Below are 26454 nucleotides of genomic sequence, written 5' to 3'. Positions count from 1 at the left end.
TTTACTATTGTTATATTATAGCATTTACTACAACATCAAGTAAATAAACCTTTATTTTATACACTTGATGTTATATAAACACCTATTTTTAACATGTAGAAGGGTGGGTATACAGCCCACCCTTCACATATTATTTATTTGTTTTGATTAGTCAATATAGTCAGCGATGTTATCAGTTGTAACCATAGTGTAGTCACAATAGTAAAGTTTTTCAACACTTTCACCAGCTAATAATAATTCTAATACTTCAATACACATATCTGATTGAGTATCAGCATCATTTAATACTGTACCAGTCATTAATCCATCATTCATTTTATCTAATGCATCATCTAATGCATCAACACCTACGATATAGATATCTTCACCAACTGTACGTCCAGCAGCTTGGATAGCTTCAATAGCTCCTAAAGCCATAGAGTCATTATTAGAGAATACTACTTCAATTTCATCTCCATATTGAGTTAAAGCATTCGCAGTAGCTTCTTGACCTTTTGTTTGATCCCAGTCACATTGCCATTCATATAAACATTCTACTTCCCATCCAGCATCAGTTAAAGCTTTTACTGAATATTCAGTTCTTAAAGTAGAGTCAGAGTTTTCTGGATCTCCAATTAACATAATATAAGAAATAACACCATCTCCATTGATATCTCCGCTAGTAGCAGTATTTAAGATGATTTCTCCTTCGAAAGTACCAGATTGAGATGCATCACAACCTACATAAGCGGTTTTATCATAATCTGCATAAGTATCAGCTTCTGGTTCACGGTTAATTAAAACAGTTGGAATGTCAGCTTCTTGAACTTTAGCAACGATTTCTGATGCTGCAGAAGTCATAACAGGATTGATGATTAAAGCATCAACACCTTGAGCAATAAAAGTATCAATTTGTTCTGATTGAGTAGATTGGTCATTACTTCCGTCTACTACAGTTACTTCATACCCTAAAGCAGTTAATTTTTCTTCTAATTCTGTACGATAAGTTGTCATGAAGTTGTCATCAAATTGGTATACACAAATACCAACTGTTTTTGCTTCTTCTTCTGAGTCTGATGAACTACATCCTACAATTGAGAATGCCATTGCAACAGTTAATGCAATTTTGAATAATTTTTTCATATTTTTCTCCTCCATATTATTCACTATACCGTAATTATATCACGCACTCTTTTTGTGTAAAGGCTTTCATAAAAACTATTTTTCTATTTTTTACTACTTTTTAGTAAACTAATTTAACATTATTTTTTAATAACTATCCTATTTTTGGGATTTTTAGTAATTACTATGGGTGAATGTGTTTTTTTTATAAATTTTTATCTATTTACATCTTCTTTCTAAGTCATATTTACTTAAAATTTAGACAACTTTACTAAATAATTTCTTCCTTTTTAGTAATATTTTTCTAATAGTTTACTAAATATTTGTGGTAATGTGTAGTAAATGGTGATAAAATAGATATATACATAAAAAGGAGCTAAGAATATATCTTATTCTTTCGTAAACACAATGAGAATCAGTATTGTATCTTCTAAAAACGCTAAAAACATCTATATCATCGAATCTTTTCGTAAAAATGGCAAGAGCACTACCAAAATTCATAAGAAATTAGGTACTGTTGAACAACTATTACCCCAATTCAATAATGACTACGATGCACTGGTTGCCTGGGCGAAAGACCAAGCAACCGTGTGTACTGAGTTATTAAAGCAAGAAAAGCAGGATTTAGTTGTTACTTATCCTTCTAAACAATTAGAATTAAATCATTATAGTAATTATAATGGTGGTTATTTATTTATTCAATCTATTTTCTATGAACTTAAACTAGATATATTATGTCAAAAAATCCAATCAAACTATCAGCTTGATTATGATCTTACTACTGTTCTATCTCTACTTATTTATTGTCATTACTTATATCCTACATCTACTCAAACATATCAACGTTTATCAGCTTCTTTATTAGAAGAGTTCTCTATTGATGTTGTAAAAATGTACCAAGCCTTAGAAATCATTACAAAAGAAAAAAATCAAATCGAACTATTCTTATACAAACAATCCAAACGCTTATTTTCTATTCATCATCAACATATTCACTTATTACATACTAATCATGTTTTCGAAAACGATCCAGGGTATCGTGTTCGAAAATACGATAAAGAATTTAATCCTACATCCAATGTTTATTATTTTGTCGATGAAAACCATCTACCTATTACTTATTTTACTCAAAACATTCATATGAACCGTACTCTATTCCGTCAAATCATTGAAGATTTTAAAGATGCCAAACTCGTTGTAACCCAAGATTCACTCTTTCCTAGTGAAACAATCAATGCTTTAAAAGACAAACCAAAAAAAACCATTACAATCCAAGCTATAAAAGACTTACCTACTGCTATCATTCAATGGATAGAAAACTATAATGGATGGTTTATAAACGGTTCTAAAGAACCAGTTAGCCTCCTTAGTTTAGAAGAAATAAAAGATGGCTACTATTATAAAGAAAGAACCATCGATATCGATAATACAACCAAACGTATCATTGCCCTATATAATCCTAAAATACGTCAATTAAAACAAGACAAACGTCAAGCAAATATCCAAGAAATAAAACATCTATTAAGTATTTCATTTGATAATAAAAGTAAAACAGAAAAAGCAAATCCTAAATCTAATTTCATAGAATTAGTAGATAAAGATTCTTTTTATGATGGTATTATTGTACTAACCACTACTACCTCTTATGATATCCCTACTCTTATTTATCATTATAATTATCATTCCACTAGTGAATCCGTCTTTTCAAACGTCAAACATGATACAAAAACAAGAACTATCTTCTTATCCAAAGAAAGTCGTGCAAACGTCCATTTCACTACCAACTTCTTATGTTTATATTTTGATCACTTATTAAAACATCGTTTAGAATATAAATATACATCCCAACAAATTAAAAAAACATTACGTGATATGAAATTTAAAAAGATAGATAATATAGGTTACCTATCTCTCTATACTAGAACTGAAATAAGTGACGCTCTTCATAATTTAGTAGACTACCGCTTAGATAACGAAATCATTAGTATTAAAAAAATGGACTCTATCATCCAACAAAGCAAAAAGCGTAAAAATACGAGAGACTAATAGTCTCTCGTATTTGCTTTACTTACTTTTCTAATTCTTCCTTTAATAGGTTTATTTTGCAATGCATTTAATACTTGCATTCCTTTCCCATTTAATATTTCTACATAAGTAGAAATATCTTGGACTTCAATAATACCAATATCACTACTTGTAATTCCTTCTATATTACAAAGTGTACCTACAATATCCACCGCACGCATCTTTGTTTTCTTTCCAGCATTAATATGTATCTTTAAAATATCTTTACTAACTTTCACTGTTTTGCTTTCTTTATATTCTAATCTTGTTTGCATAACACTATGAAAGTGAACTTTATTTTCTTCTACTTCATCTTCACTAGGTCTAACATCAAAAATTATTTTATGATCTAGTTTTCTTTCAATAGCTTTTACATATTTATCTTGGTTATCTTCTATTAGTGTAACCGCCATTCCTTTATTTCCAATTCTTCCACTTCTTCCAATACGATGTATATAAGTATCACTCTTTAAAGGAATATCATAATTAATTACTAAAGAAATATGATCAATATCTAATCCTCTACTAGCAACATCACTTGCTATTAAGTAACGGAACTTCCCTCTTTTATAAGATTGAATTACTCTGGTACGATCTTCTTGTTCCATTCCACCATGTAATTTATTACATGAATAACGTTTTCTATTTAATGTATCATATACTAAATCTACTTGTTCTTTGGTATTACAAAAGATAATACATGTTTCAGGTGCTAAAATCGTAGTAACATCTAATAATACATCTAACTTTTCATAAGCATTAGCTTGATAGAACTTTTGTTCTATGTGATCAATAGATGCTTCTTGTTCTATTTCAATACTTACTGGTTTATTCATATATTGTTTTGATATTTGTTTAATTGACTCTGGCATTGTTGCTGATAATAGAACTGTTACTCTTTCTTGTGGTAAGTAATCAATAATGTTTTCTACTTGTTCTATAAAACCCATTGCTAACATTTCATCTGCTTCATCTATTACTAAATATTGGATATTACTAACATCCAACGTACCTCTTTGAATATGATCCATCACTCTTCCAGGGGTCCCTATTGCAAGATGTGTTTTTTGTTTCAAAGATTTAGCTTGGCTTTGAAATGGACTACGTCCATATAAAGCTACTGTTTTTAATCTTTTAAAGCGCCCAATATTAAATGCATCTTCTTGTACTTGCATTGCTAGTTCTCTTGTTGGAGTTAATATTAAGGCTTGTGGTCTTAGTTCATCCCATTGTATATGTTGACATATTGGTATTAAAAAAGAAGCTGTTTTTCCACTACCTGTTTTTGATTTTACAATGATATCTTTATTATTTAATAAGCAAGGTATCACTTCCTCCTGTACTTGTGTTGCACTAGTATAGTGCAACAAGTCTAAAGCTTTTGTTATTTCATTATCTAATTGATATTGTTTAAAATTATTATCCATAATATCCTTCTTTCTTCGCTTTTCTATCCTACCACAAATGAAATCAAAATACTACTTGTATTTATCTTTGTTTTTTCGATTATTTCGATTATACTAAAGATAAAGACAAGGAGAAATACAATGAAACTAATAATTGAAAAAGACGAACAAGCCATGAGCGAAAGTGCTATGCACATCGTACTAGGTGCTATGATGCAAGACAAACGAGTAAATATCTCACTAACAGGTGGTCGTTCGCCTAAAACAATGTATCAAATGATGATCCCTAAGATCAAAGATAACGATACTTATAAAGATATTCAATATTATCTTTTTGATGAAAACCCATACACAAATGGTCAAATAGGACCAAACTGGCAAGACTTACAAGATTTGTTTTTTAAAGATGCAAATATCCCTGATGAACGTATTCATATTATGGATAATGATAATTATTTAGAATTTGATAATCAAATAAAACAAGTAGGAGGTATTGATGTCATGGTCATTGGATTAGGACAAGATGGTCACTTCTGTGGCAACTGCCCAAGATGTACTCCATTTGATAGCTATACTTATTCTATCCCTTTCCCTAAAAAACAAGCCGTCAATCCAACTTATAAAGATAGACCCTATCAACCAGCAACCCTTACCATGGGACCAAAAAGCTTAATGCGTGTCAATCATCTAGTCATGATTGTCAACGGAAAAGAAAAAGCAGAAATATTAAAAAGATTCTTAGATGAACCTATTAATCAAGATGTTCCTGCTACTATCTTAAAAATGCATCCTAATCTAACCGTTATCGCAGACCAAGATGCAGCATCTCTTATCCATAAAGAAGACTATATTAAACTATAAGAAGACATGTCCTATAAGACATGCCTTCTTTTTAAATCTAATAAAGTAATCAAATCATCAATTCTCTCTTGAACTGATTCCCCACGCTTTGTATCCTTTAACATCTCTTGATGTTCTCTTGTATAAATAATCTCTGAATCATATTCCGTATCTTTTTCATCATAAGTACCCTCATGAATATGATGTGTCTTAATACGCATCCCATGACTATTACTAATTAATGTATATCCTGCAACACCTGTCTTTTCTTGATTCTGTACACAAAATCCCCCATCAATAATCACTAATCTTCGATGATCACATAAAGGTGATTGCCCATCTTTTGCACGTACTGGTGTATGTCCATTAATAATCAAACTATAGGTACGATGCAAATTAAACTCTTTCAATAACATCTCACATACTTCTTCTTGATGAATATATTCATAATAATAATCTTTTACTTCTACTTGTGGTTTATCTAATACAATTCTTCTACCACATAGTGGTGATTTATCACCACACCATAAATACCATAAGTAATCCACTGATTCCTTTTGTTTTTCATGATAAGCTATCTTAATATGTTGATTCACCAAATCAAAATAAGCTCTTCCTTTTACTTTTTTATCAAAACATGCATGTTCATAGAGGTTCCCCAACTCATCTAATGGAATACACCCATGTAATAATAAATTATGATTTGTCTTTAAATACATTGAACCATGATCAAACATAAACTCCATATGTTCTTTCAATCTCTTTGAATTCATAAAACTTCTCTTTAAATCTTCTAACAATTCAATTTCTTGACTTGTAAGTTTCGCATTTACTTTTTCTACCACTCGATAATCCATCTTTAATTCTGGATAGTTTTCTATTAACTGTGATTCTAGTTTCACTTGCAACTGATAACAATACTTTTCCATTGCATGTAAGTCATTAGCGTTTGGACACTTATTCATTGCTTCTACCATTAATTTACGTAAGGGTATTCCATACCCTCTTTCTAATAAATCAATATGATCATAATGTAAACAATTCTTTACCACTGTAATCATACAAGCTTCTTGCCCTAAATATGCCCCCATCCATAAAACATCATGATTCCCCCATTGGATATCTACTCTTTGATACTTAATAATATCATCCATTATCTTATCTGGCATACTTCCACGATCATAAATATCTCCTAAGATATGTAAATGGTCTATTGCAAAATATTTAATTAAATCAGATAATATTTTAATAAACTCTATTTGTTCTTCTAATTCTATAATTGTATCAATAATCTGTAAATGATAAATATAATGTTGATCCATCTCATCTAACTGAGCATGTAATAACTCATCAATAATATCATCATATCCCCCTTCTAAATACTCTCGTACTCTTGTACGAGTATATTTAGAGGTTACATATCTTGCTAGTCGCATTAAGTATAATATAATTGTTCGATACTCTTCATTATTATAATCCCTATTCTTTAAGCTTTTTAAAGGATAATAAATAATAGTACATAAATCATCTATTTGTTCATTTGTCATTTCTGTTTCAAATAAAGCAATTGCTTTTTCTTTAATAACACCAGAACAAGTATTCATTAAATGTTTAAAAGCATCATATTCTCCATGAAGATCAGATATATAATGTTCTGTTCCTTTTGGTAAGTTAATAGTAGCTTTTAAATGAATTATCTCATGACATAATGATTGTATTGTTGGATATTCTTTTGATAATGCCACAAAATACTTATGATTCATTGTATATCTCCCCCTCTTTTAAAAATAGACTTATATCCAAGATATAAGTCTATTGTCTTTATTATACGTTATAGTAATTTAATAAGATTTTTTCAGCTTCTGTAGACCATAAACCTTTTGATTTTTTAGTTTCATCCGCTAATAATTTAAATAATTCATTTGTTTTTCCTAATTCTTCAAAATCATCAATTGCTGTTAAAGGCATTTCAATGTGGTTATAAATTAATTTCTTACCACCTGGAATAGTAGGTAAATTACTAGATGTTTCAGCTACTGCATTTAAACCACCAATATGTGTAATCATTACTGCTGTATTGATTACTCCATTCGCATTTTTATCAATCGCTTCTTTCATATCATCAATCGTTCCACCAGTACTTCCGATGATTCTAGTTCTTGAATAATGACTATCATATAAATTCATGTTAGCTGAGAATTTAGGATCAGTAGGCCCTGCAAATAAATTCATATTTCCATCATATGCAAGAATCGCATTTCCTAATTCACACACTGCTTTATTAGGGATATATACAAATACATCATCATATCCTTTTCCACCAGTAATATCCATTAATCCTTTTTCTTGATCTTCCATAGCTGCAGTATTTACATAAACTAATTCTACTCCATGTGCTGCTGCTTCTTCTACAGAAATAACTTCTTTAGCACGAGCAATTCTTTCATCAGAAATATCTGTAACTACTACACGTTTTGGTTTATTTTCATATGTTAATGAATAACTAATAGCACCTAATCCCATAGGACCACATCCACCTAAGATAATAATATCTCCATCTGTTTTTGTTCCCATTACATGATCATAACATCCTGGCAATGTATGGAATGCTACATGGAATCCTGAAATTACACAACACATTGGTTCTGCAACAGATGCTCCAAAATAACCATCTCCATCATAAGTCCATAAACAATCTGCTTCAATGATGTCATTTGGGAAAATACAATACGTAGCATCTCCACCACACCATTGGTAAGAATAACCTGGTGATTCCATTTGTCCTGGAATTGCTGGTTGTTGTGCAAACTTTTGACCTGGTTTAAATTTATCTTGCCATTTTTTACCAACTTTAACAATATCCCCTGCAAACTCATGTCCTAAGATAATTGGATTATCATATACATCATTAGGTACACGTTTATGGTTAGCACCTTGTTTGATTGTTTTGTATGTTGACATACAAATACTATCAGATACTACTTTTACTAAGATTTCATCATCTTTGATTTCAGGTAATTCAAATTCTTCTAATCTTACATCATCCACTCCGTAAAGACGTACTGCTTTTGTTTTCATATTCGTTCTCCTTTATTTTCTTTTTCTACTAGAACATTTATTGTTCCTCTTTACAACTACTACTATACAAGCTAAGTGACAAAAGTACAAATAATTTCATTTGTATTTTGTCACTTGTCATAAAGGACAAAAGTTAATAGTCGTCTCTTGTAAATCTATGGGTTAATTTTTTTAAACAGAACACAAAATCACATCAAAGTCTCAAACTTGTTGTTTTCTATTTGTTATAGTTTGTAATATATTTCTGTTTCGGACTTGTAGGTTTATTTGGCATTGTCATTAGAATTTTATTATCATTCAACAAAGGAACCAATATCGACTTTGTAAAATAGTTTCTATCTTCTAAGGAACACATCTTCATAATTTCTTTCTTTGTACGTGGTTTGTTACAAAACTTTAATACCTCTATCTTTTTTAATTCCAAAGTAGCTTGTGGGGTAGCTTGTGGGCTAGCTTGTGGGCTAGCTTGTGGGCTAGCTTGTGGGCCAGCTTGTGGGCCAGCTTGTGGGCTAGCTTGTGGGGTAGCTTGTGGGCTAGCTTGTGGGCTAGCTTGTGGGCCAGCTTGTGGGCTAGCTTGTGGGCTAGCTTGTGGGGTAACTTGTGGGGTAGCTTGTGGGGTAGCTTGTGGGCCAGCTTGTGGGGTAGCTTGTGGGGTAGCTTGTGGGGTAGCTTGTGGGCCAGCTTGTGGGCTAGCTTGTGGGCTAGCTTGCGGGGTAGCTTGTTTATATCCACTATTTACAGCTTTTAAAATTACCTTTATATATTTTTGGAGTTAGAAAAAAATCCGGGATAGGTACTATCTTATCCTTTATCATTCTACTTATATATTCCGATCCTTCCTGAATGTTTTCTAAACCAACAACATTTCTATTATCATCGACGCCAAACAACAATTCTCCACCTATGCAATTTGCATATCCACATACCGTCTTTAGCCAACTTCTAGGTTTCTTTGTTTCTATTGCTACTTTAAACTCATACTCCGATGATTCTGCAACAAATCTATCTATCATACATCTTTCCCTTTCGTATATCCTATTCATATATACGCTAGTATCGTTGCATTTACTTCTATTTTTTAAAACATAGAAAAACGTGTTTTTCAACACGTCTAACTATCTTATATATTTAATTGTAAATGTAGTATATTCTCCTTCTTTAGAATCCACACTAACTACTCCATTATCTTTTTCAATAATAGTTTTTGCTAGATTAAGCCCTATACCAAATCCTGAAGAGTTTTCTGCCTTATGAAAACGATCAAATATTTTATTTAATTCTTCTTTTTTAATACCACAACCATAATCAGTTATTGTTAAAAGCACATAAAAGTTATTTTCTTCTACCTCTACATCAATAAATCCATCTTGATAAGAATATTCAATACTATTCTTAATAATATTAGTAATAGCTTCTTCTTGCCATTTTCTATCACAAGAAATAATAACATTCGAACAATCTTTAATTTGTATTGTAATGTTTTTATTTTGTAATAATGTTTCTACTGTATTTTTAACAGTAGAAAGTATAGATTCAATTACTACCTCTTCTTTATGAAAAGCAATAACACTTGCATCTAACTTAGAAAGCTTTAAAAGAATTTCTACTAGATAATCTATCTTTTCATTATTTAGATAGATCTTTTGCATAAACTCTTCTCTTTTTTCTACTGGTAAATCATCATCTTCTAAAATAGTTTCTAACATTAAACTAGTAGAAGTTAAAGGAGTCTTTAATTGATGAGAAATATCTGCTAAATTATCCTTTAATTTAGTACGATCATTATTTAAAAAATCAGCGTATTCTTTTAATAAGACAGTTGTTTTATATATCGTACTTCTAAGTTTTGAATATTCACTTTCTGTATACTTCTCTAATTGAATACTATAATCTCCACTATTAATTACATTTAAATAGGTTATTAATTCTGTTATCTCTTTTTCCTTTTTCTTTTCTTTTTTTCTTATTTGTAGTAAACATAAGATAGCTAAAGAACAAAAGATAGAAACATTAAGAATAATTACTTTATATAATTGTTGTTCGATTTCTTCTGTTAAATAAAAATCATCATAACTATAACCATATTCCTCTAATACATTTTCACTACTACCAGTATCCTTTAAGATAGAAGCAATATCAATTGCTTCTATCTCTTCATTATTTTCTACTACTTGACTTAAGATAGTTAATACTTTTTGATTATAATAATGATTATAGATTGCATAATTCATTATTGTTGTTAGGGAAACAACAATAAGTAAGAGTAAGACTAGAATACTATTCTTTTTCAACTAAGTAACCTACTCTTTTGATTGTTTTAATATAGTCCCTATTTAATTTATCTCTTACTCTTTTGATATAGACATTAATTGTATTATCTTCTACAAAGTTACTTGTATTGTTATAAATAAGTGTTGCTAGTGAATCTCTTGATATTGTTTTACCAGCATGAATAAAGAGTAATTCTACTATTTTATAATCTAATAAAGTAAAACTTATTTCTTTATTATCTACATATACTTTCATAGCATTACTATCAATTAGAATATCTTTATATTGGAACATATTTGTTGTTGTCCTTTTTAATACTTTTTCTATACGTAATAATAATTCATTCTTTTTAAAGGGTTTGATAATATATTCTTCACCTAAAGTTAGTCCTTGTAAGATAGTTTCTTCATCATCTTTGGCTGTTAAATAAATAATAGGATTATTAATTAGATGACTAAATTCTAAACTATTGCCATCTGGTAAAGTGATATCTAATATTGTTAGATCATGATTCTTGTTAATAAGCATTAATGCTTGTTGCTTATTAAATGCTATATCTACAACATATTCTTTTTCTAAAATATATTGTAAAACATCTACTATTTCTTTGTCATCTTCTACTAACAATATTCTTTTCATATACTCTCCTTAGATAATGTCCTATAATTTCATCACTTCTATTTCCTAAAATATCTTCTTCATAAAATAATTGCATTACAATATTTTATCTTATTCCTGTTTTTAAATGTTTTCATTCTTAATAGTTTCAATTATATTTTGTTGTTTCATCTTCAACAATGAATAACTCATAATAATATAAATAATAACAAATACAGATACAACAGTAATAATAATCGATCCTATTGGCATCTTAAAACTACTTAAAACAACTCTATTTACTGTATCTTCATACGTATAGGCACGATAAATAAGATAAGAGAAACAAGTTCCTAATATTCCTCCCCAAAATAAAGATTTCATTCCATAGAAAATACTTTCCATACGAATCATACTTCTAAGTTCATTATCCTTCATACCAATAGATTGTAGTATAGCAAACTCTTTACTACGTAACTTCATATTAGTCGTAATGGTATTAAAGATACTAGTGACTCCTATTAAAATAATAACACATATAAATCCATATAAAAATATAGACATCAAGATAATAACATTATTTTGAATCATTTGTTCTTCTGCTAAGTTATTGCTATAAAAACTAATATTCTCTAAATCTAGATATTCTTCCATTTCACTATTAACTGCAACAGAATCATTAGAAGAAAGATAAATTATACTATACTTATCTTGATCAGGCAGTGAATCATACATTGATTCACTTACTACAATAATAGGTGTCCCAGAATAAAAATTATCGCACCCCATAAATTCACAATCTAATGCAAATAAGATATCCAAATCTACTAGTAATTCTCCTTCATAATCATACAATTCAAATGTTTGTAAATCATTCCTTAAAATCTCTGACTCAACCACTTTTTCAAGTTCTTCATCATAGGTTATTGACTGATTATAAACCACGATTCCTGTATCTATTACTTCTTCTAATCCTTGTTCATCAAGTAGTGCTTGATAGCTATCATCATCTAATGATAATAACATCATATTATAATAACTATACTCCTGGTAAAAACTAGAATCCTCCACTAATGTATCCTTACTTCCATACACATATATATAATGATGCAAAATACTTTCTTCTACTTCTTTATTATTGATAACCTTTTCATATACTTCTTCTATTTCTGTTTTCGTAACATCATCATCTGTTATTTGAATCATCAAGTTATAGCTAGCTGTTCCATACATATCATCCACAATTAAAAACCCAACATGAATAAAATAAGATAACGATAAAAAAGTAGAAATACTAACTACTAAAGAGATAATTGTAGTACGAAACTTACTTTTATTTCTTAACATATTTTTATAAGCAAATACACCACTTATTCCAAATACTTTCTTAATTATTTTAGGTGTTTTGATTTGTTTCTTTGTCTTTTGAATACTATCAAGTTGTTTAATCGCTTCTATTTCTGTAATCTTACTTGCTTTTCTAGCACTACCTATCGCCGAAAGATAAATAGTAACACTTGATAAAATAACGCTAATAAAAATCCCTATCCAAGAAAAATGATAAAGAAAAACAAAATCAGACATGATATCACTAAAGAAATAATTAACGACAATTACTAAAATATAGCTTGCAAGTGTTCCACTTACAATACCAATTGGTATCCCTATCACACCTAAATAAAACCCTTCTTTCAAAACTGCACTTTTAATCTGTTTTGGAGTAGCACCAATACTAGCCAACATCCCAAATAACCTTGTCTTTTCACTACTTGATATAGCAAAAGAATTACGTATACAAAATACAGATGTAATAACAATAATAGCAGAAACTATCGCTGCTAATAAATAGAGTGCTTCTAAAGTATCTCCACCCAAACTATAACCACTCCAACGTAAAAATTCACTGTTATATTCATGCCCTGATGCTCCACTAATTTCTAAAAGTAAGCTTGTAATGGTTATACACTCACTAGGATCAGTATATAAAATAAAGGCATTGATTGATTCACTAACATTTGCAGTGCACGTATAAAAGTTATGCCCATAATTATTATTACTTAAAAAAGTGATATAATTACTAACCCCTACTAGTGTATAACTATTGCTTGTACTAACTTCAAAAACATCATCTTCACTAAATAGATTGAATCCATTTAATAAATAACCATCAGTAGAATATCTTTGTCCTTGCTCTAAAACAATGATATCCCCTATATTTAAATCATTCTCCTCATAATAAATAGAATCTACTACTATCTCCTCTTCATTTTCTGGAACACGACCAAGTTGTAATAAGTTATCTAAATCATTTATTCCATTGGTATCAATACTTATCAATCCTGCATAAGTCCCATTACTATCTTTCATAAGACTCTCACTTGTCGTATAAAGTGATTCTACATACTTGTTATTTTCTAATTCATCGATTAAATCACTATCAATATTATAAAGAGTAACATGTCTATTTCCATAATTTATGAGTGAATCCTCCACCAGTGTTGTTTGTAAAGAAGTAACTAATGTCATTAGTGCACTGATAAGTGCACAACATAGAATAATTCCTACAATAGTAGCAATTGATCTCTGTTTATTTAAAACTAAGTTCTTTTTAACTAACTTATCTATTAACTTCATAAGCTACATTCATCCTTTATGATTTTACCATCTTCAATCGTTATAATACGACTAGCATTCTTCGCTATTTCAATGTCATGAGTAATCATAACAATAGTCTGTCCATATTTTTTATTTGCTAGTTCTAAAAGAGTTACTATTTCTTTACTATTCTTTGAATCTAAATTACCTGTTGGTTCATCAGCTAAAATAATAGTAGGATTATTAATCATTGCTCTAGCTATCGATGTTCTTTGTTGTTCTCCTCCAGATAATTCATTAGGTAAATGATGTTGTCTACTCTCTAATCTTAATGTCTTTAATAAATCAAATAACTTATTATCTTCTACTTTTAAGTTATCTAAATCTCTTGGTAACGTAATATTTTCCTTTACTGTTAAAATAGGTATTAAATTATAAAACTGATAGATTAACCCTATTTGTCTTCTACGAAATATCGCTAATTGATTTCTATTTAACTCATAAATATTTGTTCCTGCAATCGAAACAGTTCCACTAGTAGGTTTATCCACCCCGCCTAATAAATGTAATAATGTTGATTTACCAGAACCACTAGCCCCTACAATAGCAACAAACTCTCCTTTATTAATAACAAAACTTGTTTCATCTACTGCTCTTACTTCATTTTCACCATTCTTATATATCTTTACTAAATTCTCTACTCTTACAATTTCCATGGTACTTCCTCCTCACAGTTACTATATCAACTCTATCTTACATTACCGTGACATTTCGTATTATATCATTCTATTTATTGTTTTTCTTAAAAAACTACCTACCTCTTAGAAGGCCTTGGTAGTTTTTCTTGATTAGTTTCCTCAATATTTTTACATTTAATCCATTGTGTATAGTATTTACCATCCTTGTCATTATCATATATTATAATACCATCCATTATTATATCTTTTAACAATTCCAAATTATTTTTTAATTGGTTAACATCTACAACATTCACTTTGTTATTCAATACACTACGTATTTCTTCGACCAATCCATAAAACTCTACTCCTTTTATTTTCGTAGAAATAAGTAAGTCCACATCACTATTTTCTGTTGCTGTATGTCTAGCATATGATCCAAACAAACAACAAAAATGAATATCATATTTTTGAAATACTTTCGCACACTTCTCTTCTATATCTATATTTTCTAATACTCCATGAGCTTCATCCATCGGGTTTATTTTCATTAGTTGATCTATTATATATCGGTATTTTATCGTATCTTTCTTCTTGCTATCGTTTTCATAAGACTTATAGGAACGTATGGAAACCCCTACTAACTCTGCTACTTGTTGTTGTGTTAATTTTTTTTCATTTCTTAACTCTTTTAGTGTTTTCATATTGCACCTCCAAAATTATTTTAGTGCAATTTTTGCACCATGTCAATTTATGAGCACATTTTATTTCTATTATGCATTGAATCTTCCTTAATCCCTGTTATTTTAAAATAAAAAACCCTTATTAAATAAGGGTTCTAGCTATTATTTGTTTTTCATATGAGGGAATAAGATTACTTCTCTAATAGATTCTTGTCCTGTTAATAACATAACAAGTCTATCAATACCCATACCCATACCACCTGTAGGTGGTAAACCATATTCTAATGCTTCTACATAATCTAAATCCATATCATTTGCTTCATCATTACCTAATTCTTTTTCTTTTAACTGATTCGCAAATCTTTCATATTGATCAATAGGATCATTTAATTCAGTAAATGCATTAGCGTATTCATTTCCACAAATGAATAACTCAAATCTTTGTGTAAATCTAGGATCTTGTAAGTTCTTTTTCGCTAATGGACTAATTTCAATAGGATGTCCATAAACAAAAGTAGGTTCTACAATTGTTTCTTCCACAAACTTTTCAAAGAATGCATTTACAATATGTCCATATGCAAAATGTTCTTCTAGTTCAACATGATGTTCATTCGCTAAAGCAACTGCTTGTTCATAAGATAACTCTTGTGCAAAATCGACACCTGTTTTATCTTTAATTGCTTCTGTCATTGAAATACGTTTGAATCCAGGTGCTAGAGAAATATCATGTCCTTTGAATGATAATTCATAAGTACCTAATAATGTATCCGCAGCATTTGAAATAATTCCTTCTGTTATATCCATCATACCTTCTAAATCACTAAATGCTTTATATAATTCAATCGTAGTAAACTCAGGATTATGTGTTCTATCCATTCCTTCATTTCTAAATAAACGTCCAATTTCATATACTGCATCCATACCACCAACAATTAATCTTTTTAAAGGTAATTCAGTAGCAATACGTAAATAGAATTCCATATCTAATGTATTATGATGTGTAACAAAAGGTCTTGCACTAGCCCCACCTAAGATAGGACTTAATACTGGAGTTTCAACTTCTACATATCCTTGTGCATCTAAATAGTTTTGAATAGAACGAATAATTTTCGGTCTAGCAAACGCTATTTTACGAGCATCTTCATTTGTAATTAAGTCTACATATCTTCTTCTATATCTTTCTTCTACATCACTTAAACCATGGAATTTTTCTGGTAAAGGACGTAATGCTTTTGTAAGATGTGTATATACTTTTGCTTTTACTGAAAGTTCACCATGATTTGTTTTCATGATTTCTCCTTCAATACCTACGATATCACCAATATCTGCTTTTTTAAATATTTCAAAAGCATCATCACCAATCGTATCTTTTCTTACATAGATTTGAATTTGTCCATCTCTATCTTGAATATGCATAAAACCAGCTTTACCTTGTGCTCTTTTTGTCATAATTCTACCAGCAACCTTTGTAGCTACTGCTTTTTCATGTAATACTTCTTTATCAAATTCTTCATATTCTTTTTTAATATCACCACTAAAATGTGTAATATCGTATCTTTGTCCAAAAGGATCAATTCCTAAATCAATTAACTCTTGTAACTTCTCACGACGTACTAATTCTTGTTCACTAAATTGTCTATTATCCATCTTTCTTCCTCCTAAAATATAAAAACTCTCTATCCAAAGGGACGAGAGTATCGTGGTACCACCCTAGTTCATTTATAGATTACTCTATAAACCTCACTAACTATCATATAGTCATGCCTATAACGTGGCTTACGTCATTTTATCATTTTCAATCCAAAATGCAGCTCCTAGTCTTTTTTCTTTATTTCCATAGCATCTTTTCCACCAACCAAGACTCTCTTTACCTATTAAAAAATAAATACTCTTCTATTCATCGCTTTTATTTACTAACAAATATTATCCTACTTTATGAAAGTTGTCAATCAAAACAAGATTACTTAATCAACTAATTCATCTAAATATTGTTTATACTCCAATAATATTTCTTCTAATTCTTGATATGTATCAATCTTTGATAAACGATCCTTTACTCTAGCTGAACTTTTCAATCCTTTAATATACCAAGGAGCATGTCCTCGCATTTGAAACATCGCTACTTTCTCTACATCAATAGTCATTAATCTACGACCATGTTCTAAACATTGTTCAATCTTTTTATCGTACGTAGGTTCTTCAAAATCATTCCCTTTTTCCATTACTTCTACTATTTCTTTAATTAACCAAGGATTTCCTAGTGCTGCTCTACCAATCATAATAGCGTCCACTCCTGTTTCTTCTATCATTCTTCTAGCATCATCTATTGACTTAATATCCCCATTACCAATAACTGGAATACTTACTGCTTCTTTTACTTGTTTAATAATTCCCCAATCTGCTTTACCTTCATACATTTGAGCACGAGTTCTTCCATGAATCGCAATAGCACTAGCACCAGCTGCTTCAATTAGTTTCGCTATTTCTACTGCATTTATATTTTTAGAATCATATCCTGCACGAATTTTTACAGTAACTGGTTTACTAACATTTTCCACAACCCCTTTGACAATATCATATACTTTATCAGGATATAACATTAGTTTGCTTCCAGCATCTGCTTTTAATACCTTATTTACAGGACACCCCATATTAATATCAATAATATCACAGTTTGAATTTTGATCAATAAACTTAGCTGCTTCTACAATCGTATCTCGATCACCACCAAATACTTGCATACTCATTGGATGTTCAAACTCATCCACTTGTAACATCGATAAAGTCTTTGGATTCCGATAAGAAATAGCTTTATCACTAACCATCTCTGAATAAACTAACCCTGCTCCAAACTCTTTAATAATCTTACGAAAAGCCATATTTGTAATACCCGCCATTGGCGCCATTACTACTCTATTTTCTATTTCTACATTTCCTATTTTAAACATTCTTTTTACACCTCACTGCATATTACCATATTTTTAATTTTTTTCATAATACTTTGTATAAAAGATGATATATCGGTCATATTACTATTGGATAACTTACCAATCCCCTCTATTTTCCTCCCCTAAATAGAAGTAAGTTATCTAGTTATATTCCTAAATACAGGGCTAAGCCCGTAGAAAAAAGATCCTCCCCTCTTTTTTTTACAAAAACAACCTAACGAGTGTTAGGTTGTTTTGTTTATAAACTTTCTTTTACTTTGATAAGTTCCGCTTCACTAAAATCATATTTTGTATTACAGAAATGACAAGTAATTTGACAACCATGATCTTCTTCAATCATTGCTTCTAATTCTGTTTTGCCTACTGCAATTAATGCTTGTTCCATCTTTTCATGACTACAATCACAAACAAAATCTAAATCTTGTGTATCTAATAAACTAAAATCATCAAAAATACTACGCATAATTTGTTGAGGAGTTTTTCCTTCGTGTAACAACGCTGATACAGTAGGGAATCCCTTCATCTTCTCTTCAATATAAACAATATCTTCTTCTGTTGCTTCTGGTAACAATTGAATAATAAATCCTCCTGAAGCAAGTATTTCATTGGTATCATCTACTAATACTCCTAAAGATACAACAGATGGTGTTTGTTCACTAACCATAAAATAATAAGAGAAATCATCTCCTAATTCACCTGTTTGTAAAGGAACCGATCCTGTAAAAGGCTCTTTTAATCCCATATCTTTAATAACTTGTAAAGTTCCTTGGTTTCCAACTGCTACTCCTACAGCTAATTTACCAGTATCATTATATGTATAATGAACATTTGGTTTCGATACAAATCCTTTGATATTTCCATCTCCATTGGTAACTGTCATCATCGTACCAATAGGACCTCCACCATTAATTGTGATTGTCATTTTTTCGTTATTCTTATTCATACTTGCCATCATAAAAGAAGCAGACATCATTCTTCCTAGTGCTGCACTAGCAGTCGGCCATAAACCATGATGTTGTCTTGCTTTTTCTAATGTATTCGTTGTTGCACAAGCAAAAATACGACAATTTTTGCTTGGCACAATTCCTCTGATTAAATAATCTTTCATTCTTTACCCCATAATTGCAACAACAGTTGATAAAATGGTAGGTACTACAATTGCTGCTACTAATAAAATAATAAAGATCTTTCTTGTTGTTTTTTTCATGTTCTTTCCTCCTAAGAAAAAAAGCGTTTCCGCTTTATTTCATTTCATCTAATAAATCATCTTGATCATCAATAGATGGTGTTTCTACTGTTGGTACTACTATTTCTTCTTCTGTCTTTTCAATAATACCTGAATGAATTTCAGGCATTACACCATGAGCATATAAATGTTCAATTTGTTCGCCAGATAAAGTTTCATATTCTAACAGTGCTTCAGCGATATTAATTAATTTATCTTTGTTTTCAGTAATAACTTCGGTAGTCTTTTTGTAACATTCATCAATTAAAGCACGTACTGCCTTATCTATTTCATGTGCTGTTTGACCTGAATGCGAATTACTAGTTTGTGTATAATCACGTCCTAAGAATACTGCATCTTGACCTGAAGCATATTTAATAAATCCTAAATCAGACATACCTAATTCAGTTACCATCACACGAGCAATACGAGTAGCTTGTTCAATGTCATTATGAGCACCTGAACTAATATCTCCAAAGAAGACTTCTTCCGAAACACGTCCACCCATATATCCTGCAATTGTTGAAATCAATTGAGATTTTGTTTGGAAATATGTTTCTTCTTTTGGTGTCATTAAGTTATATCCACCAGCTTGTCCTCTAGGAATAATCGTAACTTTTTGTACTTTATTAGCGTCTTCTAAAGATAACCCCATAATAGCATGTCCTGCTTCATGATAAGCAACTAAACGACGTTCTTTTTCTGTATACTTACGAGACTTCTTAGCAGGTCCACCCATAACACGGTCTACTGCTTCATCAATATCAGCCATTGTAATTAAATCATGTCCTAAACGAACTGCTAATAAAGCCGCTTCATTTAATACATTTTCTAATTCTGCACCACTAAATCCTGGTGTTCTTTGTGCGATATTTCCAAATTCAACATCTGGTGCAAAACGTTTATTTCTAGCATGTACTCCTAAAATTTCAGCACGTGCTTTTTTATCTGGATTCGATACTTGGATTTGACGGTCAAAACGTCCTGGACGAAGTAAAGCTGGATCTAATACATCTGCACGGTTTGTTGCCGCTAAGATAATAACCCCTTCACTTCCACTAAATCCATCCATCTCTACTAATAATTGGTTTAAAGTTTGTTCACGTTCATCGTGTCCACCACCCATACCAGTTCCTCTTTGACGACCTACTGCATCAATTTCGTCAATAAAGATAATACATGGTGCTGTCTTTTTAGCGTTTTTGAACATATCACGAACACGTCCTGCTCCAACACCGACAAACATTTCAACGAATTCAGAACCTGAAATCGAATAGAAAGGAACACTTGCTTCTCCTGAAACAGCACGAGCTAATAATGTTTTCCCCGTACCTGGTGGCCCAACAAGAAGCACCCCTCTAGGAATTTTAGCACCCATTTCTGCAAACTTCTTAGGATTCTGTAAGAATTCTACTAATTCTGCTAATTCTTCTTTTTCTTCATCTGCACCCGCTACATCTTTAAAACGAGTGGTTTGATTCTTTTCTAATTTTGCTCTTGAATTTCCAAATTCAAATGCTTTTCCATTTCCACCACTATTTGACATCATTTTAATTAAGAAATACATACCAGCTAATAATAATACATATGGTAATATATTAATTAATAATGTTGTAAATAGACTTGCATCATTTTCATCAACAATAACAGTTGGAACATCTTTTGATTCTAATAAACTAATTAAACTATTTAATTCTAATTCAGTTTGAAGAATACAAGTTGTAAAAGAAGTAACTGTTGTTTCTCCATCCACTGTAGTTTGATACTCTCCACTAACATCTACCACTAATGTTCCTGGCATTACTTCAATAGAAGTAATATTTTCTGAATTTACAATTTCAATAAATTCATTATAATTTAACTCCGTAGTATCCGTATCGCTCAAGAAAGGCATTACCATGCTGATAATTAATAAAATTGCAATCCATGGTAGAAATGACTTTAATAACCCTTTTCTATCTTTCATAATATCTCCTTATTTATAGCATTCTTCTTTTAAGATACCAATATATGGTAACTGTCTGTATCTTTCATTGAAGTCTAAACCATACCCAATAACAAAAGCATTTGGAATCTTAAATCCATAATAATCTGCTTTCATATCAAAAACTCTTCCTTCTTCTTTATCCAATAAAGTAACAATCTTTACACTTAAAGCATGTCTAGCAACTAACATATCTTTTACATTCTTTAATGTTTTTCCTGTATCTAAAATATCTTCTACAATTAAAATATGTTTCCCTGCTATTTCTTCTTGTAAATCTTGTTTGACTACTAATGTTTTTGATTCTGTTCCATCATAACTAGAAACATTCATATAATCAAAAGTAACATCTGTTTGTAAATGTTTTGCAAGTTCTGCCATAAAAGGAATAGATCCTTTTAATAAACCTACTAAAACAACACTTTTACCTTCGTAATCTTTATCAATTTGTAAAGCTAATTCTTTACTTTTTGCTACTATTTCATCTTCTGTAATGAAAATCTCTTTTACATCTTTATGCATCATTATCACTCCTTAATGGTCTAATTTTACCACATATACATTTGGTTTTGTATACAAATAGTTAATATTTTTAGCAATCCTTGGAACTAGTATAATTGTCCCATCATTTCTTACAACAACTGGCCAAATTCGACGCATCTTCTTAGGGATCTTACGATCAATAAACAATCTACTAAGACGTTTCGTTCCACCACTTGTTATCATCCGATCACCTGGCTGTGCATTACGAATCGTAATTGGGAAATCACTTTCTTCTATGCATACTCCTTCATCAATATGACCTATTGCTTCTAGAAAAAACATTTCTTCTCTAGCATACACGATTTTATCATATTTTAAACAATAATCCAATTGTTGGTTTTTTGCTAGAATAGATATATTATTATACTCTTTTATGAACAGAACATTAACTGATACTTTTACTTCTATATTTGGTTTTTCACTTTGAATTTGTTTTATTATTTCATCTATTAAAGTCTTTGATATTTTAGGAGGATGGATTACATCCTTTAAAATAGCGTATAAAAATACAGGTAATAATTCTGTTTCTATTTGGGTATAGTCAATGATTTCATTTTCTTTAAATTGTTGATAATAAGGAGCTATTTGTGCTTCTTTTTTTAAGATATCTTGATTTAGTATTGTTGCTTGTAACATTATTGTTTCTTTTTGTTCTTTTGTTAGTTGGGGAATTACTTCATTACGTATCTTATCACGAGTGAAGTGTGTTTGGAAGTTTGTATAATCTTCATGATAGGTAACATTTCGTTTTTTACAATACGCATATAAGCTTTCTTTTTTTGTATCTAACAACGGACGAATTACCTCTAATCCAAAGATCTTTGTTTTACTTCTAATTCCTTGATAATTATAACAATTCCCTCTTTGTTGTTGCATCACTATATTTTCTAAGACATCATCATAATGATGTCCTAATATTACTTTATCTGTTTGATAGTTTGTTCCAATCGTTTCATAAAAATGATAACGTACTGCTCTAGCTTGGTGTTGGAAATTTTCTTTTCCAAAATCATCAGGATTCGCCTCATAAACATGACAATCCACACAATGTGCATGACAATAATCAACTACATTCTTTTGATCAATATCACTATCCTGTCTAAAATGATAATTGACATGACAAGCGACAACTTGATATTGCTTTTCTACCAACATATCCAATAGTGCCATTGAATCTACTCCCCCTGACACTCCTACTATATACGTTGTCTGCTTATCTAAAAGTTCCCAATTCATAATACTCCTTCTTTCCCTGCTTTTTGCATCGATGTATAAACTGCAACTCCTAAAATAATAGCCGCTCCCATTAACTCCTGACTACTTGGTATTTCTTGCAACAAAATAGCTGCATATAAAATCCCATATACTGTTTCTAAACCAGAAATCAATCCTACTGTTTGTGCTTTGATTGTCTTTTGGGCGGATATATACAAAGAATATGCTAGTGCGGTACATAGAAAACCAATCGCCATTACTCCCATTATATCACTCCTAGACCATACTACATCACTCATTATAAACACCGGTAATAACAAAATTGCCACTACCCCTTGTTCATAAAAACAAATCTTAGAACCATCATAATGAGTGGATAAATAACGATTTATTAAGGATAATATTGCAAAACTACAGCTTGATACCATTCCCCACATAATTCCAACTGTTACTTGGTTTTCTAAACTGAATTCAGGTACTGTAATCATCACCCCAAGCATTAAAACAAAGGAACAGATAATACTTTGGATAGAATATTTTTCATGATAAATAAGTGGTTCTAAAAAAGTAACAAAAATAGGAAAAGTAGAAAAAGATATAATTCCTATCGCTACTGTTGAACAATGAATTGCTTGGAAAAATGTAACCCAATGAATACACAAAACTACTCCTGCCACGACAATAATACAATAATCCTTCCCACAACCCAATCGAAAAGATTCCTTTTTAACAAGCAAAATGCTTGTTAAAAGAATTAAGGAAAAAGCAACTCTCCCAAAAGTAATAAGCATAGAACTAACTGTTACAAACTGCCCAATAGTACCAGAAAATCCTAATAACATTACTGCTATATGTAATAAACATAAATCCTTTGTATGTTCTTTCATCTTGTTTCCTCTACTTTTAATATTCTTAATAATAGCACTAACACCTATGAAAATCCATGAAAATAAAAAGACTATTGTTTTATTTTAAACATTAGTCTGTTATTTTTAATACTAAAATACTAGTATCATCTTGTTCTTGTCCTATTTGTACTTCTTTCATCAACATTCCCGCAATCGTTTGAGCATGTTGATTTTCAAACATCATCAGCTTTGCTTGAATAATATATTCAAAACGATCACCCACTCCATCACTAGTTAAAATAATCATATCTCCTTGTTCCATCATTCTTTGATAACTAGTCATCTTCAGATCTTTTACTACACCAACAGGTAAACTATGATTTTCTAATTTAACTACTTTTTGATGATGAACATAATACGTCGTATTTGCTCCATACTTCACAAAAGAAGCTTCTCCACTACTACAATCCATTGCACATAAATCAAGTGTCGTATACATATCACTTCTATTTTTAACTCTAAGTAAAGCATTAATAGAATCAATTGTATCTTTTAAAGAAATACCATTCATTACTAATTTAGATAATATATCCAATGTTAACTTACTTTCTTTACTTGCTTCTAAACCTTGTCCCATCCCATCACTTAAAGCAAAGTATTGAACATTTTCTTTTTTAAAAACAGTATAATTATCTCCACATACTTGTTTATCATATGCAATTTGTTGAAATCCATGTTCTATTCTATATTTTGTATCATATTTTAATCGCAAAGACATATATCCATAATGAGGAACACTTTCTTGCAAGGCATAGATAGAAAAGTTTTGTTGATAAAAAGATTCAATGATTGGTAATAATTCTGTTTCTATTATTTTCCTAGATATTTGCATGATTCCTAAATCTAAATAATAACTTTCCTTACTAATCTTTATTTTCTTTAAATACTGGATATCAAAATGATATCCTTTTAAATGTTCTAATAAATGTTGTTCATTTAATTGAACTTGTCTAACACTATCATGAAAGTTTTCAAAAACATTCGAAAAAACAGAAAATTCTTCTAACAAGTCTTCTTTTAAATGTTGATTCTCTTTACTTGTTTGCTTTAAACGAACATAGTTTTGACGATGCTTTTGGATGTGTTGAAAATAATCAGGAGCATTAATACAATACTCTTTAATATACTGTTTATCTTCTTCATTCATATCTTCTTTTACTCCTTTTAACATAAGTTTCACCAATCTAGTAGTACCATAACTAGAACGAAAACAATGTTCTTTGCTACTACAATTCGTACAAATATCATCGATTGCATAATCGACATATTGTTGGACTGGTATTAAAGAGTTTGTGTTTTGAAAAACATCGATTAGTTGTTGGAATAGTTCACGAAAAGAATCTGTTTTTTGTTGTAGCTTTTGTTTGTTTGTATGAATAAACTGATCCATTGCTTGAGGATAATGATAAGATAGTTTGGGTGTAACAATAAAGAGTAAACTACTCATCACAATCACAAAGGCCTGATAGAAATAATCATAATCAATAAAGAAAGGTAAAAATATATGACTTAATAAATAAATACTAATACATTGAATCTTATTTTTAGGTTTGTATATAAAATAAATAAAGCTTGGTAATAAGATAGCTAAAATATCAGTTTGTAATCCTTGGCTTTGTAACAATAATAAGATAGCTATATAGAAAACACTAGGTATCGCTACTTGCATATTTAAATAATAAATACTCATAATAAAGAAATAACGAATTAAAACAATCATAAATATTGGATTTACTTCATAGAATATAGTAGTCATTAAATAACTTAAGATACAAACTACAATCCACTTCTTTTCAATAAACTGATCCATTGTTTGATGAATTACAATAGGTATTAATTCTTTATACAAATAACAATGAATAATCGATACAATCATCGACATCACCACTACCTTATAATGAAACTGATATACTGATAAATAAAAAACAGTCACTGCTACAATTAAAACAGGCATATAAAACATATTCGTTATCTTTAACAAATTAGCTAATTGAAAAAATACACCGATACTAATTGCCATTACTACGATTGTCTCATTTCCACTAACAAAAAGACAAGAAGTAATCAACCCAACATAATACATAAAAACATACTTATAACCACAACAATATGCCACCATAATCAATGGTAAAACAAAAGAACCAGCATGTTCTAATATCGGAATACATCCTAATACTACTGTTAATGCATAAAAACCAAACATAACTCCTAACTCTATTTCTTTTACTCTTTTTCTTTCTAATATAAATTCCATTCCCCTCACCTCAAATTAAGTATAAAACCTATTCATTGCATTATTTGGCGAATGTTGCTAAAAAT

Annotated in this window: 22 protein-coding genes and 1 other annotated feature; of the genes, 2 read left to right on the top strand and 20 right to left on the bottom strand. The window is 30.2% G+C overall.

Annotated elements, in window-relative coordinates; all coding sequences use genetic code 11:
- Positions 1–147: 147 nt before the first annotated feature.
- A complete protein-coding gene (locus LRR82_RS10470; protein WP_249029392.1) occupies positions 148–1122 on the bottom strand; it encodes a galactose ABC transporter substrate-binding protein in 975 nt (324 codons plus the stop codon).
- 387 nt (positions 1123–1509) lie between these two features.
- Between LRR82_RS10470 and LRR82_RS10465 the strand changes: the two genes are divergently transcribed.
- Positions 1510–3147, top strand: coding sequence for a hypothetical protein (locus LRR82_RS10465; RefSeq protein ID WP_249029391.1), 1638 nt, complete (start codon positions 1510–1512; stop codon positions 3145–3147).
- Here LRR82_RS10465 and LRR82_RS10460 read toward each other — a convergent pair.
- Positions 3144–4592: a DEAD/DEAH box helicase gene (locus LRR82_RS10460; RefSeq protein ID WP_249029390.1), complete on the bottom strand. Its 1449-nt coding sequence runs from the start codon at positions 4590–4592 to the stop codon at positions 3144–3146. The genes LRR82_RS10465 and LRR82_RS10460 overlap by 4 nt on opposite strands.
- A 120-nt stretch (positions 4593–4712) precedes the next feature.
- Here LRR82_RS10460 and LRR82_RS10455 point away from each other — a divergent pair, with 120 nt between their 5' ends.
- Positions 4713–5432 carry a glucosamine-6-phosphate deaminase gene (locus LRR82_RS10455; RefSeq protein WP_249029389.1) on the top strand — a complete coding sequence of 240 codons (720 nt, stop codon included), beginning with the start codon at positions 4713–4715 and terminating at the stop codon, positions 5430–5432.
- An 11-nt stretch (positions 5433–5443) separates the two neighbouring features.
- Here LRR82_RS10455 and LRR82_RS10450 read toward each other — a convergent pair whose 3' ends face one another.
- The 18 genes from LRR82_RS10450 to LRR82_RS10370 all read right to left on the bottom strand — a co-directional run bounded on the left by LRR82_RS10450 (position 5444) and on the right by LRR82_RS10370 (position 26389).
- Positions 5444–7174 (bottom strand): fructose-bisphosphatase class III, encoded by a 1731-nt coding sequence (locus tag LRR82_RS10450; protein ID WP_249029388.1) that lies wholly within the window; start codon positions 7172–7174, stop codon positions 5444–5446.
- 61 nt (positions 7175–7235) lie between these two features.
- On the bottom strand, positions 7236–8489 hold the full coding sequence (locus LRR82_RS10445) for a zinc-binding dehydrogenase (RefSeq protein WP_249029387.1): 1254 nt from the start codon (positions 8487–8489) through the stop codon (positions 7236–7238).
- 217 nt (positions 8490–8706) lie between these two features.
- The gene (locus tag LRR82_RS11000; protein ID WP_399201168.1) at positions 8707–8844 is read right to left on the bottom strand and encodes a Fic family protein; all 138 of its coding nucleotides are present in this window, start codon (positions 8842–8844) and stop codon (positions 8707–8709) included.
- A 59-nt stretch (positions 8845–8903) separates the two neighbouring features.
- Entirely contained in the window at positions 8904–9221 is a 318-nt protein-coding gene (locus tag LRR82_RS11010) for a hypothetical protein (RefSeq protein ID WP_249029386.1), read from the bottom strand.
- Complete coding sequence (locus tag LRR82_RS10435; protein ID WP_249029385.1) at positions 9221–9502, bottom strand: AlbA family DNA-binding domain-containing protein; 282 nt, start codon at positions 9500–9502, stop codon at positions 9221–9223. Before LRR82_RS10435 ends, LRR82_RS11010 begins: the two co-directional genes overlap by 1 nt.
- Positions 9503–9604: 102 nt before the next feature.
- Complete coding sequence (locus LRR82_RS10430; protein WP_249029384.1) at positions 9605–10780, bottom strand: sensor histidine kinase; 1176 nt, start codon at positions 10778–10780, stop codon at positions 9605–9607.
- Entirely contained in the window at positions 10767–11399 is a 633-nt protein-coding gene (locus LRR82_RS10425; RefSeq protein WP_249029383.1) for a response regulator transcription factor, read from the bottom strand. The genes LRR82_RS10430 and LRR82_RS10425 overlap by 14 nt, the downstream gene beginning before the upstream one ends.
- Positions 11400–11501: 102 nt before the next feature.
- Positions 11502–13991, bottom strand: a complete 2490-nt coding sequence (locus tag LRR82_RS10420; RefSeq protein ID WP_249029382.1) for an ABC transporter permease — start codon at positions 13989–13991, stop codon at positions 11502–11504.
- A complete protein-coding gene (locus LRR82_RS10415) occupies positions 13988–14668 on the bottom strand; it encodes an ABC transporter ATP-binding protein (RefSeq protein ID WP_249029381.1) in 681 nt (226 codons plus the stop codon). Before LRR82_RS10415 ends, LRR82_RS10420 begins: the two co-directional genes overlap by 4 nt.
- A 98-nt stretch (positions 14669–14766) precedes the next feature.
- Complete coding sequence (locus LRR82_RS10410) at positions 14767–15333, bottom strand: nucleotidyltransferase domain-containing protein (RefSeq protein ID WP_249029380.1); 567 nt, start codon at positions 15331–15333, stop codon at positions 14767–14769.
- A gap of 141 nt (positions 15334–15474) precedes the next feature.
- Entirely contained in the window at positions 15475–16959 is a 1485-nt protein-coding gene (lysS, locus tag LRR82_RS10405; RefSeq protein WP_249029379.1) for a lysine--tRNA ligase, read from the bottom strand.
- Between the two features lie 34 nt (positions 16960–16993).
- Positions 16994–17222, bottom strand: a binding site (T-box leader).
- Between the two features lie 54 nt (positions 17223–17276).
- Positions 17277–18260 carry a tRNA dihydrouridine synthase DusB gene (dusB, locus tag LRR82_RS10400; protein ID WP_249029378.1) on the bottom strand — a complete coding sequence of 328 codons (984 nt, stop codon included), beginning with the start codon at positions 18258–18260 and terminating at the stop codon, positions 17277–17279.
- A gap of 238 nt (positions 18261–18498) precedes the next feature.
- A complete protein-coding gene (gene hslO, locus LRR82_RS10395; protein ID WP_249029377.1) occupies positions 18499–19368 on the bottom strand; it encodes an Hsp33 family molecular chaperone HslO in 870 nt (289 codons plus the stop codon).
- Between the two features lie 133 nt (positions 19369–19501).
- Positions 19502–21451 carry an ATP-dependent zinc metalloprotease FtsH gene (ftsH, locus tag LRR82_RS10390; protein WP_249029376.1) on the bottom strand — a complete coding sequence of 650 codons (1950 nt, stop codon included), beginning with the start codon at positions 21449–21451 and terminating at the stop codon, positions 19502–19504.
- A 9-nt stretch (positions 21452–21460) separates the two neighbouring features.
- On the bottom strand, positions 21461–21991 hold the full coding sequence (gene hpt / locus LRR82_RS10385) for a hypoxanthine phosphoribosyltransferase (RefSeq protein WP_283162789.1): 531 nt from the start codon (positions 21989–21991) through the stop codon (positions 21461–21463).
- Between the two features lie 12 nt (positions 21992–22003).
- Complete coding sequence (gene tilS / locus LRR82_RS10380) at positions 22004–23248, bottom strand: tRNA lysidine(34) synthetase TilS (RefSeq protein WP_249029374.1); 1245 nt, start codon at positions 23246–23248, stop codon at positions 22004–22006.
- Positions 23245–24114, bottom strand: coding sequence for a DMT family transporter (locus tag LRR82_RS10375; RefSeq protein ID WP_249029373.1), 870 nt, complete (start codon positions 24112–24114; stop codon positions 23245–23247). The genes tilS and LRR82_RS10375 overlap by 4 nt, the downstream gene beginning before the upstream one ends.
- A 91-nt stretch (positions 24115–24205) precedes the next feature.
- The gene (locus LRR82_RS10370; protein WP_249029372.1) at positions 24206–26389 is read right to left on the bottom strand and encodes a PP2C family serine/threonine-protein phosphatase; all 2184 of its coding nucleotides are present in this window, start codon (positions 26387–26389) and stop codon (positions 24206–24208) included.
- Positions 26390–26454: the final 65 nt, after the last annotated feature.

Origin of the sequence: Tannockella kyphosi (assembly GCF_021054785.1) — a bacterium.
In the GTDB taxonomy this organism is placed as follows: Bacteria; Bacillota_I; Bacilli_A; order Erysipelotrichales; family Coprobacillaceae; genus Tannockella; species Tannockella kyphosi.
Note: the sequence above shows the minus strand (reverse complement) of the source record. Positions and strands in the feature narration are given on the sequence as shown.

Bases quoted from the DNA above. Each gene is read 5' to 3' on its own strand.
- LRR82_RS10470 (WP_249029392.1), bottom strand. From the start codon at position 1,122: ATGAAAAAATTATTCAAAATTGCATTAACTGTTGCAATGGCATTCTCA.
- LRR82_RS10465 (WP_249029391.1), top strand. From the start codon at position 1,510: ATGAGAATCAGTATTGTATCTTCTAAAAACGCTAAAAACATCTATATC.
- LRR82_RS10460 (WP_249029390.1), bottom strand. From the start codon at position 4,592: ATGGATAATAATTTTAAACAATATCAATTAGATAATGAAATAACAAAA.
- LRR82_RS10455 (WP_249029389.1), top strand. From the start codon at position 4,713: ATGAAACTAATAATTGAAAAAGACGAACAAGCCATGAGCGAAAGTGCT.
- LRR82_RS10450 (WP_249029388.1), bottom strand. From the start codon at position 7,174: ATGAATCATAAGTATTTTGTGGCATTATCAAAAGAATATCCAACAATA.
- LRR82_RS10445 (WP_249029387.1), bottom strand. From the start codon at position 8,489: ATGAAAACAAAAGCAGTACGTCTTTACGGAGTGGATGATGTAAGATTA.
- LRR82_RS11000 (WP_399201168.1), bottom strand. From the start codon at position 8,844: ATGTGTTCCTTAGAAGATAGAAACTATTTTACAAAGTCGATATTGGTT.
- LRR82_RS10435 (WP_249029385.1), bottom strand. From the start codon at position 9,502: ATGATAGATAGATTTGTTGCAGAATCATCGGAGTATGAGTTTAAAGTA.
- LRR82_RS10425 (WP_249029383.1), bottom strand. From the start codon at position 11,399: ATGAAAAGAATATTGTTAGTAGAAGATGACAAAGAAATAGTAGATGTT.
- LRR82_RS10420 (WP_249029382.1), bottom strand. From the start codon at position 13,991: ATGAAGTTAATAGATAAGTTAGTTAAAAAGAACTTAGTTTTAAATAAA.
- LRR82_RS10415 (WP_249029381.1), bottom strand. From the start codon at position 14,668: ATGGAAATTGTAAGAGTAGAGAATTTAGTAAAGATATATAAGAATGGT.
- LRR82_RS10410 (WP_249029380.1), bottom strand. From the start codon at position 15,333: ATGAAAACACTAAAAGAGTTAAGAAATGAAAAAAAATTAACACAACAA.
- lysS (WP_249029379.1), bottom strand. From the start codon at position 16,959: ATGGATAATAGACAATTTAGTGAACAAGAATTAGTACGTCGTGAGAAG.
- dusB (WP_249029378.1), bottom strand. From the start codon at position 18,260: ATGTTTAAAATAGGAAATGTAGAAATAGAAAATAGAGTAGTAATGGCG.
- hslO (WP_249029377.1), bottom strand. From the start codon at position 19,368: ATGAAAGATTATTTAATCAGAGGAATTGTGCCAAGCAAAAATTGTCGT.
- ftsH (WP_249029376.1), bottom strand. From the start codon at position 21,451: ATGAAAGATAGAAAAGGGTTATTAAAGTCATTTCTACCATGGATTGCA.
- hpt (WP_283162789.1), bottom strand. From the start codon at position 21,991: ATGCATAAAGATGTAAAAGAGATTTTCATTACAGAAGATGAAATAGTA.
- tilS (WP_249029374.1), bottom strand. From the start codon at position 23,248: ATGAATTGGGAACTTTTAGATAAGCAGACAACGTATATAGTAGGAGTG.
- LRR82_RS10375 (WP_249029373.1), bottom strand. From the start codon at position 24,114: ATGAAAGAACATACAAAGGATTTATGTTTATTACATATAGCAGTAATG.
- LRR82_RS10370 (WP_249029372.1), bottom strand. From the start codon at position 26,389: ATGGAATTTATATTAGAAAGAAAAAGAGTAAAAGAAATAGAGTTAGGA.